The organism is Sphingobacterium psychroaquaticum (genome assembly GCF_900177625.1).
Classification (GTDB): domain Bacteria; phylum Bacteroidota; class Bacteroidia; order Sphingobacteriales; family Sphingobacteriaceae; genus Sphingobacterium; species Sphingobacterium psychroaquaticum.
In genome coordinates, this window is sequence record NZ_FXAU01000003.1 from 70,534 (window position 1) to 84,004 (window position 13,471).

Sequence of the window (13,471 nt, forward strand, 5' to 3'; positions counted from 1 at the left end):
CTAAGCAGTATGAAGTATATTCTCATGCTTAGGCCGTTCTGTCTATAAAAGTTCAGGTTACAGGTTCGGGTTCTGTTGTCCTTCTTCTTGTGGTATGGCAAAGAGATAGTATCTACTATTTGCTGTAAAGTTGGTGCCATCTGGAAACTTGATGACCCGGTGTCCTTGACCGTTAACAATTTTTGTTGCTCCTGTTGGCGTAGTTACCGTTACTTTGATTGGCGAGCCTTGGTTATCGATATAAGCCTTGCGCTCCACGGATTTCTGATTTCGAATGATATCGGAAAGGGCAAAACCTTCTCCCCAGAGCTCTTTACGTCGTTCGATAAGGATCTCACTCAATAAATCTTTGTTCTGCGTCGTTGTGTATAGGGTAGCGTTACGTGCGCTCCGCAGCTTGTTTAGTGCACTGATAGCTTCATCAGTTTTTCCCTCTCGTGCAAATGATTCCGCTTGAATAAGAAGCATTTCGGCAGAACGCATATATACAATATCACCAATTAAGTTGGGTTTGAACTTAAATTTTTTATAACGTAAAAAGCCTTCTCTACCCGTTTCCCCATCCCATTCGAACAGCTTGTATCGTATATCATTTTGATCAAAGAGTTCTTTAAAAAATGGGTCCGCCATAAAGCTGTAGTAATAGGAGCCTTCGGAAGACACATCAAGGTAATGAAAAGTGTAACTTGCCGTACTTTGTTCATTCGTTTGGAGGTGTCCCCAGATCCACTCTGTATTTTGTAAATCGTTAAAACCTTCCTGGTAAGCGGCCGTTGTCATGAGAGGAAAGCCTGCGGAAGCTGCTTCAGCAGCTTTTGCTGCCAGATCCCACGCGCCTGTCTGGAGGTAAGCGCGTGCCAATAATCCCTGAGCGACAGGTTTATTGATTTTGTACTTTTCAGCCGCTGGGCGGTTGTAACTGGCGAGCAATGTCGATGCGTCACTTAAGTCGCTGATGACAAGGTTGTACAACTCTTCCAGTGTTGCGCGAGGGTTTCCTTTGGTGGATGTTGTACTTGGCTCGGTATAGATAGGAGCAACCAAAGCTTTTTTATCCTTCAGATAGCTAAACTGATAAAATGAACCTAAATTCAAGTAGGCAAAAGCACGCAGTGTCTTTGCTTGCCCCTTTAGAATATCCTTGCTCTCTTGTGTCCCTTCAGCAGCATCAACTTTGGCGATCACATTGTTTGCATTGTCAATCACCTTGTAGAGTAGTGTCCAAAACGAACGTACTCTATAGGCGGCCGGATTGTAGAGTTCCGTAAATGCATACGGGTCGCGGTAGCCATATTTGGTGGTAACAGCCACATCATTTCCCATTGCATCACTGGTCCGCATAAAGGCGGAGTATCCCGGGTTGGCAAACGTGAAATACGTATCGTTTAGATAGCGCCACGTGCCATTGATTACCGTCTGGATATTGGCTGTGTTTTTGTAGATCTCTGATTCTGGAATAGCGGTCGTAGGCTCCGTATCTAGAACATCCTTACATGATCCAAGTAATAAGATCGTGGTCAGGATAAGTGAAATATTTCTTATTTTGTTGTACATAATCTTTCTCCTTAATAATGAAACGTTAGTGCAGGGACTAGCCATTTCGCGTGTTTTCTATCTTCTTAAAACGCCAATTGAATACCACCAGATACGGTTCGGATCGCAGGATAACGGAAGTACGTAGCCCCATTGATTGTTTGTTCAGGATCCATACCCTGATGTCCATAAAAAGTGAGTACGTTTTCTGCTAAGGCAAATACACGTAATTTCCGGATGCCAATCCGATTACTTGTTTGCTCGGGCAGCGTGTAACCAATATTTATGTTTTTCAATCGCGCGTAGGTCGCACTATATAGAAAGCGCGAAGATGCAGAAGTCCAGTTGAGATTGTCCGTTGTTAAGCGAGGTACATCTGTGATCGTATTTTCTGGGGTCCAATGGTTTAATATCTCTTTGCTCCAGGCGCGGCCGATATTGCTGCCATTATGCATTAATTGGATATAATCGTTATCCAGCACTTTTCCACCAATACTAAAGCTTAATAAGGCCGAGAAATCAAAACCTTTGTAGGTAATGGTGTTGTTGATACCACCGACAAGATCAGGAATGGAACTGCCTTGTATAAATAATCCAGCTTTCCCATATTCGGATGTTTTTTGATCCGTTTTATTTCCATTCGCATCGGCAAGGTACCATTGTGGGTTTCCATTTTCAGGATTTACACCCGCCCATTCTGGTATATTGAAGTCATAGATTGATCCCCCAACACGCAGTAGTTTGTTCCCGCTTGTAATATTTTCTTTGGTAGGAAGTTCCGTGATTTTATTGCGGTAATGGGAGAAGTTGAGGTCAAGATTCCATCTAAAATCTCCTTTGCGAATAGGAATGGTACGGATATCGACATCGATTCCGGTATTTTTCATGGACCCTATGTTGGCATCGTAACCGGAATAGCCTGTAGACAATGCCATGGGCATAGTGAACAGTAGATCTTTACTTTGTCTATTGAAAAATTCAACAGAGAAGGCAAGTCTATTTTTTAATATCGCAACATCTAATCCTGCATTGAAATTTAGATTCGTTTCCCATTTGAGTTCAGGGGTTGGAAGTCTGCTTGTTAATGTCCCACCTTGGCCCAAGCTATTAGCGATGGTATAGAGACCTTGGTAAGCGAAATAAGTACCTAGGTTATCGTTTCCTTGACCACCATAACTGGCGCGAAGGGTCAATTGATTGAATATATTACTGTTTTTGATAAAAGGTTCTTCTGCCAGTTTCCACGAACCACCAACAGACCAAAAAGTTCCCCATCTTGTTTCTGGAGCAAAACGAGATGATCCATCGGTACGTAAAGAAGCCGAAAGTAAATAGCGGTTTGCATAGCCATACTCCGCACGGCCTAAGAAACTCAATAGACGATAATTGGAACTAGATCCTGTAAAGGAATTTAATTGTGATGCGGCTACGGGTTCATACAATCCAGGCAGCACGAAGCGTTCGCGACTGCCACTGATATTGGCGCTATTAAAATCATAGTATTCTTGTCCGCCTAAGATATTGATATGATGATCACCTATTTGTTTGTCGTATGTTAGAATGTTATTCCATGTTTGGGCAACGGTGCGAACATTGGATTTGCTTACTGATCCTAAGTATGATGCACCACCACCGACGCTCGGGTTGGTATAATAGTGCGTATTACTATTGATGTAATCTACGCTATACGTCGATCTAAACTTAAGATTTTCTGTTATTACACCTTCAAGGTAGGTGCGTAATGCTAGATTTTCGCGATTTATATCGTTCTTGTCTAGCGGAAGAGACGCTGCTAGGTTATTACGTGGAATAGCGGCACTCGGACGGTAGGCGCCAAAATCATAGATCTTTTCGTTGTTTTCGTCCAATTCATAGCTGCCGTCTGGTTTTCTTTTATAGTAAGGATAGAAAGAAGGTACTAAACGGGTGAAATTAATGATGTTCGCGGTATTACTATCTTCCGATTGCGGGTACTTTTGTTGGGTGCTGCTTCCGGCAATACTGATTCCAGTGTTTAACCAGGACCGCACTTTAGCATCAATATTTGCACGTACATTGTAGCGCTTAAATGAAGACTCTATGGCAATTCCTTGGTCATTAAGGTAACCACCTGAGATAAAATAGGTGTTTTTATCGGTTCCACCACTAAAACTCAAGTCGCCCTGCGTACGACTTCCCGTGCGTTGGAGCACATCCGACCAGTTGTCGTTCCACAGTGGTGTGGCTCCAGCGACAAGTTGGCCATCTGTTCCAATCGGTTGTGGAAAGGCTGCTCCATAAGGGTTGATTCCCAGATCCGTGACGATAGTAGCACTTGCATTACGGGCTGCATTTTCGGGGGTAAGCCCATTTGCGACGTTTTTATTGCGTAATGCCTGCCAATAGAGTTTAAAATAATCGTCTGTCGATACCTGATCGTAATCGCGAACAGCACGGTTGGTTGCGCCTTGGGTAAAGTTCAGGTTGATGGCCGTTTTCTCGCCCGATCGACCATTTTTGGTGGTGATTATAATCACACCATTGGCACCACGGGAACCATAAAGTACGCTCGCAGCAGCATCTTTCAGCACACTGATAGACTGAATATCGTTTGGATTTAAAGCGTTGATGTCACCCGCATAAGGGCTACCATCCACGACATACAAGGGGGCTGCCGAAGCATTGATTGAACCAATTCCGCGAATACGGATGGTTGCATCTGTACCGGGTTGTCCTGAAGCCGAAACGGATTGCAAACCGGGAACTTGTCCTTCAAGTGCTTTAGAAATACTGGATACTTGTCGGTTTTCTATTTGTTTGTTGTTGATGGTGCTGATGGAACCTGTGATGTTGTCCTTACGTGATGTTCCGTAAGCCACCACCACGACTTCGCCCAAGTCCTTGCTGGCAATGTTTAAACCAATGTCGAAATTGGTTGAGGATAAGGGAATACGTGCTGTTTCATAACCTATGTAGGAGAATTCTAGCGTTCCGTTGCTAAGATCTGTGGTAACACGGTAGGTACCATCAGTGGAAGTGACCGCGCTTTGGCGCTGTCCTGTGATTTGGACATTTACACCGGCAAGGGGCTTTTGACTGCTGGCATCGATAACCGTACCTTGGATAACGCGTTGTTGTGCCAATGCGCTATTGGTAGTTATCAATAGGAGCAGCACGGGAAATAAAGAGGTAATAATTTTACGCATAAATGTTGTAGCATTTTAATGAATAACCTGTGACGCTTGTACTTGCTGCTCTTTATGTTGAAATCTTCCGGATTTTTTCAGCATGTATGGCAGATGTACCAATTTCAAGAGGGTAAGATATATCGTTCGTTCTCGAATGGGAACAAAAGTATGTATATTCTATTGAATTAGTAGTCTTTTTTTTGAAATATTTTTTATTCCTATTTTATCAATGGTTCTTGATCGTGCAAATTGGGACTAAGCGCAGGTGGAAAATCGACGTGAGAAGAGGAGAGATGGAAGATTAAGGACACTGGTGTTAATTGACCAGTGTCCAAAAGTATGGAGACCCTAGAAAGGTGAACTGCCTTAAAATTAACGCTTAACAGCCTCTAACGCATATAACATTGGGATGTTGTTGCCTAGATGTTTGATGCGAAATTTTTTCTCTTCAATCTGAATGGTGTGATTAAAACAATTGTAAGGTGAATAATCGTACTCCGAAAAGGAAGCGATTGACAGCCCGTTTTGTAATAAGCTCGTCATGACTTCCGATAAACTATGATTCCACGTGACGGAGGTTACCTGGAGGTCTGCTTCACGATCGGCATAGGTTCCCTCTGTTGTCTCTATAATGGGTTCGTCTTTAAAGTAGTTGTATCCTACCTTTTGAAAATCGTCATCAAACATCCATACAACAGGATGAAATTCGACAAAAACGAGCCTGCCTTGTGGTTTTAGGAATGTTGAAATTACCTTAGCCCATTTATCCAGGTCGGGTAACCATCCAATGGTGCCGTAACTGGTAAAAACGATATCAAATTGTGCGTTCAGTACGTTCGGAAGTTCATAGACGTCGGAGGCAATGAAGGTGGCATCAGCCCCTGTTTTGGTGGCCAATTCTGTTGCTACCTCTACAGCTTTATCAGATAGGTCAACACCGGTTACCTGTGCACCTAAACGAGCCAAAGAAATAGTGTCTTGACCAAAGTGACATTGTAGGTGTAGAATTTTCTTGCCTTTAATATCGCCTAATAACTCTAGCTCTACATTGTTCAGGGATGTTTCTCCCTGTAAAAAAGCTGCTTGATTATAGAAATCCGAATCGATATGGACAGCGGTGCGCTTGTTCCACGATTCTTTATTTACTTGTAAATAATCTGGGTTTGTTTTCATCATTTTCTTTTTAAAGCACACACTATTTTCGATACCAACATATTGGTCGTAGTTCGGGATACGCGTATATCCATTTTTTTCGTAGAGGCGAATTGCTTCAGGTTGCATCGTTCCTGTTTCTAATTGAGTGTACGCATAACCGAGTTCGGAAGTCCACTTTTCGAGTTCCATCAAAAGCTGCAGACCAATACCTTGTCTACGCATTTCTGGTATAATGAACATCCGCTTGACCTCCATCGTATCCGCATCGTAGGTTTTTATTGCACCACAACCAATCGGTTTATTGTCCTGGTATGCAACGATGACATGCTTGATGTTGTTTAGGTGATTGAATTGAGAGAAGAAAGCCTGTTCTTCACCATTGCGGACAGCTAAATCTGCATCGAGCTGTTGTATCAGCATTTCAAAATCAGAATCTGTAGCCGTAGTTCGTTTTAGGATATACATTTTTCTATCATTAAATAACCAATATGGTCATCATTGTTTATAAAAATAGAAAAAGTATCGAATATAGCGAAGCAGAAAAAAACGCGTGTGCGGAACTTAACTGCAGGACTTGGCGGCAAAGAAAAATATAGCCAACCAAACCAGACCTTTGGCAAGGAAGAAAAGAAACGCGCCGAGACCGGCGCGTTTTAACCATGTTTTAGAATTTTCTTTCATGTATATGATTATGCTTTTTCAGCTACTTCAGCTGTGAAGACATCACCAAATTTAGAAAAAGTTTCGTTTGCAATCGCGACTGCTTTTTCATGCGTGCTCTCGTCTTCGCCATATTTGTTCAACGTTGCGGTAAAGGCGTCCCACATTTTGCCTGTATCTTCACCGTAACCAGAGAAGAAATTTGTACCTGCGGTAATACCGTATTTATTCAACATTTGCACGATATATGGTCCGCCCATAATGGAACCTTCCAAAACATACAAAGCCGATAGTGCTTCCAATGCATTGGTTATGGTCGGTACAGCTACTGTAGGAAGATTCTCTACCGAACCACCTAGCTCAATGATATCTTGTTTGATGTGACTGGAGTTACGACGTTCGCTATAATCAGGCAATACTTCTGGGGTAATGAAAGGAGCGATCGCTTGTTCTACCGTATTGAAGTAAACGTAGAAGTTTTTTAGGACATCTGCGTAATCAGTATTGGAGCGGATAGCTTTTAATTGTCTTACTACCGTTCCTTCCAGCTTCTGGTGAGCAGCAGTTGTATTGTCTTTAATATTTTGATGTAACATATTTCTTTGTTTTTATTTAAAACGATTCTATACAAAGATTCGTATTTATTGCTTGTCTTGTATGCTGCTATTTGCTCAAAAATATATGAAAAGTGATTTTTGTCAGCTTTTTACATACCTTCTTATCCATCAATATGCAACAAATAGGTAACCGTGTTTTCCTGATCAAAAGTCTTACGTAGCCATTGTTCTTTTAGGGCGAGGCGTACAAAGCTGTAGAATGTGGCCCAGGATATATGATGTTCCTGACGTAGTTCCAACCAAAAAAATTCCATGTCTTCTATTTTTTTCTTCTGGTACAAAGCCTGCATGATTAGTATGCGCCTTTTGCTGGCAACATGTCCTTTTGCTTGTAGCAAGGCTATCCATTGCTGCAGTCTACTGTTATTACCCTGGTCTATGCTCATCATATGCACGTTAGTTTATCATCTGAATATCCCGCTGACTTTACTTTTTTACGATTTAACACTTTTAATGTGGGAAGCTGCTTAACATATGTTTAACTTTGCCCTTGAACTAAAATAATGACATCTCTCTTCTGGTTACTTAACGAAAAGAGAGAAGTGGCCTCTTCGATTCATCTCGGAGAGGCTTTTTTACAAGCTATTCTGGAAGAACAGGTTTCTCCATCTGGGGAACGTCACTACTCAGTGCCTGTAAGAAGGCTATAATCGCTTGCTGTTCTGCTGCGGTCAGCTGAAGCGGGCGAACGAGTTCGGATAGTTTTCCATTGACTTTCTGTCTTCCTGTATGTGGCATACCGCGATTTAGTAAATCAATAACCTCATGTAAGGTTGCTATTTCACCATTATGCCAGTATGGTGCAGTGTTCGCTATATTTCGTAGACCTGGTGTTCGAAATTTTCCACGATCTGTCTCTTGTTTGGTTGCTTCATAACGACCATGATCTAATTTGCCATCCCAGTCTACTGCATACCCCAAATTGTGGTATTGCAAATCGGTAAAAAATGGACCGTTGTGACAATTGATACATTTTCCTTTGGTACGGAAAAGGTGCAATCCGGACAATTGCTGGTCATTTAAGGCGCTATATTGTCCCTGTATAAAAGCATCAAAGGGAGTCGCCTCGCTGGAAATGGTTTTTGAAAAGGTGGCTATCGCTTCCAAGATACGCTCCTTTGTGATATGGGCATCCCCATACGCTTGTGTAAATAATGGCGTATATCCCTTAATTTGCTGTAATGCCCAAGGGAGTGTTTCCAAATTCCCACCCATTTCAATCGGAGACTCAATGGCTTCTGCTATTTGGTCCATATATGTGGTGGCACGGCCGTCGTGAAATAGGTTGCCGGCTAGATACCATACGTTTTCCATCGTTGGTGTATTGCGATGGTGGGTGCCAATACCTGTAGCAACTTTCTTTTGATCGTGCCAATAGGTCTCCGGATTATGGCACGATGCACAGCTGTTACCACCGTTCCCTAAACGATTATCAAAGAACAAAGCTTTGCCCAATGTAATGAGCGCAGGATCTGCCACCGAAGGATTGTCAGGTAATGCGGCTAATTCCTTAGCGGTGACACCGTCGTACCATTCTGCCTTAGGCCACTGATCCCAGCTGCTGCTATACTGTTCCCTAAGACTACGGCTGTCCACGACTGGCGGCTCCTTGGGGGAAGGTTCATGGGTTGATTTACCACAGGCGTTCCAGCATAAAGCCGCTATGAAACCATACAACAAGGTTGTTTTTCTCATTCGTCTTTATTCGATGGTAATTGGTATGGCGCCGTATACGGACATTGTTGTTTTCGTGTCATAAATACTGATATATACCATTCCCTTTTCTGCATTTGACGGAACCTTAACCTGTAGTTTGGTGCCTTCTATTTGAATAATTCCTGGCCAAATTTTTAGCGGCTGCCCGGGATATTCTACACGAACTTCGTATTGATCATTTTTATAATAACCAGCACCTTTTTCACTTTTTAGGTCCAGGGTCAGTACACCACCGGGGGTTACTGTTTTTGCGACAGTCGCATATTCGATCATATCAGAAAAGCGAGGTTTAAGTAGGGTATAAGGGCCATTGGTGACGACGCGTTTACCTGTAACAACCTTCACGTGGTATTTACCTGTGTCGATGTCCAGTGTTAGCGGAACAAAGACTTGGATGGATGAGTTGGTTAATGACCGAATATCCGTCAGTGCCGTCTCTTTATTGTTTTGTACCAGGTAAACTTTTGTTTTATCCGTGTTCGGAATAAAAAAATCGCCACCTATAGCTAAGACGGTGTTGAAATTAAAAGCAGTCGCATTCGAGGTAATGTACGGAACGGGTTGTCCCGTCTGAGGCCGTAGGGTATACGTTTTCTTGCTGCCATCCTGAGCCGTGACTGTATATTTTGTCTCTTCACTATATGCAACGGCAGTACCTGAGGCTGGACTAATAGAGGCATTCTCTGATACCCGTATCGTAGGCGTGATGGATTCCGGATCCTCCATGAGTGGCGTCCAGTATATAATGATATCTTCTCCCTTGATGACACCTTGTAAAGGCTTTCCATTTGCATCTTCAATCGTAAAGGTCTCTATGTCATTATACGGAAGATCAGGCTGTTCTTTTTTACAGGACACCAGTGTCGCGATCAACGATAAGTAAAGTGCTGTCGATTTCAATAATTGGAATATAGCGTTTAAGTTCATTTTATTTTTTTTAAGAACCTTCCAAAAGGTCTCACCATGTTTCTTTTGGAAGGTATATCAATAGATGGTATTCAGATTACAGTTTACGTACGTTGATCGTATTTGTTCCTTGGATTGTCAACGGTGAAGTAGAAATAGTTGCTGCTGTTGCAGACTCCAATGTAAAGGCCCAAGTATCGCCAGAAAAGTTGTTACGAACCAATAAAACCACGCCTGGGATTGGTGTTGCTACTTGGCTTACGTAGGTATACCAAACGTTGTTACCCGCAGGTGAGGTTATTGTTGTTGCAGCTGCATCATTCCAATCCGACGCTGTTACATCACAGATATCAACGCCTTCTAATTTTTTTAATTCAAAATTAGTGTTGTTGATAACGAAAGAGTTAACACGACTTGTAAACACAAGTTGCGCTGCCGATGAAGCCGTGCTGCTTTGCGATGCGGAAGATGTTCCTAAGGTTACATATACATCACCAAAACTTGCTGGACTAGAAGGGCTTCCTGGGTTACCAACAACGGCATATTCGTAACCACATGGAATAGCGGCTACAGTAACAGGTTGATCCGGACGTAGGCCGTTTGCTTCAGATTTTGTGTTAAAAGAGAGTGTAAATACTGCTACAGCTGTAATAGCTAGTGCTTTTTGGAAAAATTGATTTCTTTTCATCTTGATTTTTTTAAAGTGAACTAAAAATATATGACATCCCTCTTGTTGTGGGATAAACATGGTGCTATTTTGGACTGATACTTAAATTCAGTGTATTTGTTCGTGAGGGCCAACCTTGAAATGTGGTGATGGCGGTATAATACCCCTGTCCCGTAGGGAAATTATCCGGAACTTGGAGTGTAATGGCTTCAAAGCTATGTTTCACAATTTTGAAGTCATAGACTTGACCGTTTGCGGTTACCTTCACCGAAGTCGGGTTTAGGATAACAAGCTGTGGGTAGGCGTCATAACTTATTTCCGCTCCTTGCTTCACGATTTGCGAAGGGTTATAGTTAATCTGAGGCGCCTGATATTGAATATTTATTGGATCGGCTAATGTTACGTCATGTCCCAGGTAATTGATTTTAACATCATGACGTCCTGTATCTATGCTCGCCGGAATAGGTAGGTTACTTAATTGATAATTATTGATCTGGCCGGACACCGGCGTTAATCGCACACTGGTATTCATGCTATTGAGTACGACTTCCTTTTTTGTATTTCTAGATTGTAAACTCACCTTTACCAAAGCGGGATTATTACTGTAGAAGTTACCGCGTATATTGGGAAGAATGCGTACCGGATAAGCGATCGGTTTCGTCGTTGGGTATCCGGAATTGGCCCAGGTAAGAACGAGTTGTGGTGTATTTTGCTGTACGATCTTTAAGGTATAGGTGTTACGTGTGCCGTTGGCCGCTATAACGGTATACGTCTGGTTTTGCGTATCGATAGTAATGGGGGCTATTTCTTCCGATAAACGAGCACCGGACGACAGCTTAATCTCTGGATCGATCAGTTCTAATCCGTAATAAAAAGGAACATAAACTGTAATTGTTTTTGTTGTTTGATCTACTGCGCCATAAAGACTTTCACCAGCAGGAACATTACTGACATGGTATTCGAGAATTCTATCTTGCGGTAAATCAGGCAAGTCTTCCGTTTTTGTACAAGCGGTAAAGGCAGACAACGTAGCGAGCAGCAAGCAGCAGTATTTTATAAGTCGATTCATCTTGATATGTTGAAGGATAATATGTGGTTAGTTTTTAATTTCAAATTTGGTACTTCCTGCTTTTGCCAATACGTAGTCAAAAGTGAAGAATGGTTTTTCCGTTTTTCTTTTCCAGTTTTCCTTTTTGAGTTCGTTTTTGTAGAGGCTACGGATTCTTATTTTAGCATAGTTGCCCTTCGCGGTGCGTAAAATAATCGTGCGCGGTTCGATGGTTTTCTTAACGCCGTTTGTCGTGGTAATCGGTAGTTCTTCGTGAAGCGCATAGGCAATATGTTGATTGTCGAATTCGCCGTCACGGACAAGTAATCCGCTGAAATCATATAAGTACCAGCCGATTGTTTGACCAATGTCTCCATTTTCGTCCGGACCAAAGGCATCACTTAACGTATTGAATTTTTCGCTCTTTGGAATGTCAATAACGTCTTCGAACTTTTTCTTCACCAAGAGAACCGCTCCCTGTCCAGGCCCACCAAATCCAAAATTAAACTTGTCACTCCCATTATTACCGCCCACATAAGAACGATATACGCTCGAAAAAGAGAGATCCCAGCGGTTCGTACGTTTCAACGATTGATTGACCGCTTGGTTTTGTTCTAGACTGAAAAAAATCGGCTCTTGCTCGCTATCGGGAGCGGCACCTTCAGGTAGAGATTCACCGAAGTTGCTGACAGTAATCAAACGGTTAAACATGTGTTCATCTGTAGGTGTTTCATCGTCTGGCGTGGTATCATTATTTTTACTACACGAGCTACCGGTTAAAACCAAGAGGCACATTACGATGGTGTAATACCGCTTGGGAGATCGTGGGGTGAATAACTTTCTAAGTTTCATGGTTTGTTATTTTTATTTAAATTAATTCTAAATAATAGCAAATATAAAAGGTTTGAGAGAACGTTGCTGTATGAAAAACGGTATTTCGTTTATGGAAAACGATTTTAATTAAAAGGTTTATTTATTTGAAAAATAACCTCATATAGGCACGGATATGATGGCTTTTTTCGATTACCCTTTGATGGGCTCAGGATGACAAAGGTCAGGATGAGATCAATGGGGCTGATCGTACTTTGTCACGCTAAGTATGCCTACTCAGCTAAGTTCAAAGGACAAAATTAGAGGGGCCAAAGTAAAACACGTAGACATGTCCACAAATGAACATCATTGCGCGGAGGTACGACGAGGCAGTCCTATGCAACTAACTGTAACGAATAGTTGTAGAAGATCGCCGTACCTCCGTTTTGTATGTGCGCAATGACGGACGGAACCTTTGAGGAACGTCTTGTTTCTTATTTAAATTCTTGATAATCTATGGAATAGTAGAAGTAGTTTCCGGGCTGTACTTCTTTCTCCATGGTTTCGTTGGAGTATACCGAGTTTACACGAAACTTAAAGAACGGTTTGTTATCCTTGAGCACGACGATTGTGCGACCGGTCTTGGTATTCACTTGGTGATTTGGTCTTCCGGTATAAATTAACCAACCGATAACATTAGGGGTGTATTGTGATTCGAGACCTAAGGTGTTATTGGGAGCTTCTAAAAAGGTATCATTAGCGGTTACTGCGTCAAATGCCTTGTCGATATAACGGAGGGTATACCCTTTTTCCGTGTTCGATTTTAAGATGGCAGTAAGCTCTGCCGGAAGGGTTATAACCGCCTCCGCTTCCGTAACACCATCATTCTCTTTGAAATCAATATAGAAATTTTTTGCGACTGTCGTGGTTGGTTTTCCATCTTCCCCAAGGGTAAATTGTCTAAAATTTCTAACGGAATAGATTTGTCCTTTTCGGTTTATTGTTCCTTCGCTGTTCTTGGTTTTGGACACTTTGGTTAAGTCGACCGTTTCGCCCTCTTTCACCATCACTTTAGCTTGGTATTCTTTTTCTTCTTGGGCAGGTTTGTCATCCTTGTCACAAGCGGTAAAACCAACAGTAATTACGCATGCAAGCACGGTCATTTTAAAAAGTTTGTTCATTGTATAATTTA

The 13,471-nt window shown here is 42.1% G+C and carries 11 protein-coding genes; all 11 read right to left on the bottom strand.

The genetic code is table 11. From position 1 onward, the window contains the following. Window positions 1-57 precede the first annotated feature (57 nt). Entirely contained in the window at window positions 58-1,554 is a 1,497-nt protein-coding gene (locus B9Y69_RS08740) for a RagB/SusD family nutrient uptake outer membrane protein (RefSeq protein ID WP_085472574.1), read from the bottom strand. Window positions 1,555-1,619: 65 nt separating this feature from the next. Continuing rightward, window positions 1,620-4,718, bottom strand: coding sequence for a SusC/RagA family TonB-linked outer membrane protein (locus B9Y69_RS08745; RefSeq protein ID WP_085472575.1), 3,099 nt, complete (start codon window positions 4,716-4,718; stop codon window positions 1,620-1,622). A 354-nt stretch (window positions 4,719-5,072) separates the two neighbouring features. Further along, window positions 5,073-6,320: a GNAT family N-acetyltransferase gene (locus B9Y69_RS19330; protein ID WP_085472576.1), complete on the bottom strand. Its 1,248-nt coding sequence runs from the start codon at window positions 6,318-6,320 to the stop codon at window positions 5,073-5,075. 224 nt (window positions 6,321-6,544) lie between these two features. Then, entirely contained in the window at window positions 6,545-7,111 is a 567-nt protein-coding gene (locus B9Y69_RS08755) for a biliverdin-producing heme oxygenase (protein WP_085472577.1), read from the bottom strand. Between the two features lie 122 nt (window positions 7,112-7,233). After that, window positions 7,234-7,521: a hypothetical protein gene (locus B9Y69_RS08760; protein ID WP_085472578.1), complete on the bottom strand. Its 288-nt coding sequence runs from the start codon at window positions 7,519-7,521 to the stop codon at window positions 7,234-7,236. A 193-nt stretch (window positions 7,522-7,714) separates the two neighbouring features. After that, window positions 7,715-8,827: a cytochrome-c peroxidase gene (locus B9Y69_RS08765; RefSeq protein WP_085472579.1), complete on the bottom strand. Its 1,113-nt coding sequence runs from the start codon at window positions 8,825-8,827 to the stop codon at window positions 7,715-7,717. Between the two features lie 6 nt (window positions 8,828-8,833). Then, window positions 8,834-9,775, bottom strand: coding sequence for a DUF5018 domain-containing protein (locus B9Y69_RS08770; protein ID WP_085472580.1), 942 nt, complete (start codon window positions 9,773-9,775; stop codon window positions 8,834-8,836). Between the two features lie 76 nt (window positions 9,776-9,851). Then, on the bottom strand, window positions 9,852-10,442 hold the full coding sequence (locus tag B9Y69_RS08775) for a hypothetical protein (protein ID WP_085472581.1): 591 nt from the start codon (window positions 10,440-10,442) through the stop codon (window positions 9,852-9,854). Window positions 10,443-10,506: 64 nt separating this feature from the next. Next, window positions 10,507-11,490, bottom strand: coding sequence for a hypothetical protein (locus B9Y69_RS08780; protein WP_144036536.1), 984 nt, complete (start codon window positions 11,488-11,490; stop codon window positions 10,507-10,509). Window positions 11,491-11,517: 27 nt separating this feature from the next. Beyond that, window positions 11,518-12,321 (bottom strand): HmuY family protein, encoded by an 804-nt coding sequence (locus tag B9Y69_RS08785; protein WP_234991178.1) that lies wholly within the window; start codon window positions 12,319-12,321, stop codon window positions 11,518-11,520. 452 nt (window positions 12,322-12,773) lie between these two features. Next, complete coding sequence (locus tag B9Y69_RS08790) at window positions 12,774-13,460, bottom strand: hypothetical protein (protein ID WP_085472584.1); 687 nt, start codon at window positions 13,458-13,460, stop codon at window positions 12,774-12,776. Between the last annotated feature and the right edge of the window lie 11 nt (window positions 13,461-13,471).

Bases quoted from the DNA above. Each gene is read 5' to 3' on its own strand.
- B9Y69_RS08740 (WP_085472574.1), bottom strand. From the start codon at position 1,554: ATGTACAACAAAATAAGAAATATTTCACTTATCCTGACCACGATCTTA.
- B9Y69_RS08745 (WP_085472575.1), bottom strand. From the start codon at position 4,718: ATGCGTAAAATTATTACCTCTTTATTTCCCGTGCTGCTCCTATTGATA.
- B9Y69_RS19330 (WP_085472576.1), bottom strand. From the start codon at position 6,320: ATGTATATCCTAAAACGAACTACGGCTACAGATTCTGATTTTGAAATG.
- B9Y69_RS08755 (WP_085472577.1), bottom strand. From the start codon at position 7,111: ATGTTACATCAAAATATTAAAGACAATACAACTGCTGCTCACCAGAAG.
- B9Y69_RS08760 (WP_085472578.1), bottom strand. From the start codon at position 7,521: ATGATGAGCATAGACCAGGGTAATAACAGTAGACTGCAGCAATGGATA.
- B9Y69_RS08765 (WP_085472579.1), bottom strand. From the start codon at position 8,827: ATGAGAAAAACAACCTTGTTGTATGGTTTCATAGCGGCTTTATGCTGG.
- B9Y69_RS08770 (WP_085472580.1), bottom strand. From the start codon at position 9,775: ATGAACTTAAACGCTATATTCCAATTATTGAAATCGACAGCACTTTAC.
- B9Y69_RS08775 (WP_085472581.1), bottom strand. From the start codon at position 10,442: ATGAAAAGAAATCAATTTTTCCAAAAAGCACTAGCTATTACAGCTGTA.
- B9Y69_RS08780 (WP_144036536.1), bottom strand. From the start codon at position 11,490: ATGAATCGACTTATAAAATACTGCTGCTTGCTGCTCGCTACGTTGTCT.
- B9Y69_RS08785 (WP_234991178.1), bottom strand. From the start codon at position 12,321: ATGAAACTTAGAAAGTTATTCACCCCACGATCTCCCAAGCGGTATTAC.
- B9Y69_RS08790 (WP_085472584.1), bottom strand. From the start codon at position 13,460: ATGAACAAACTTTTTAAAATGACCGTGCTTGCATGCGTAATTACTGTT.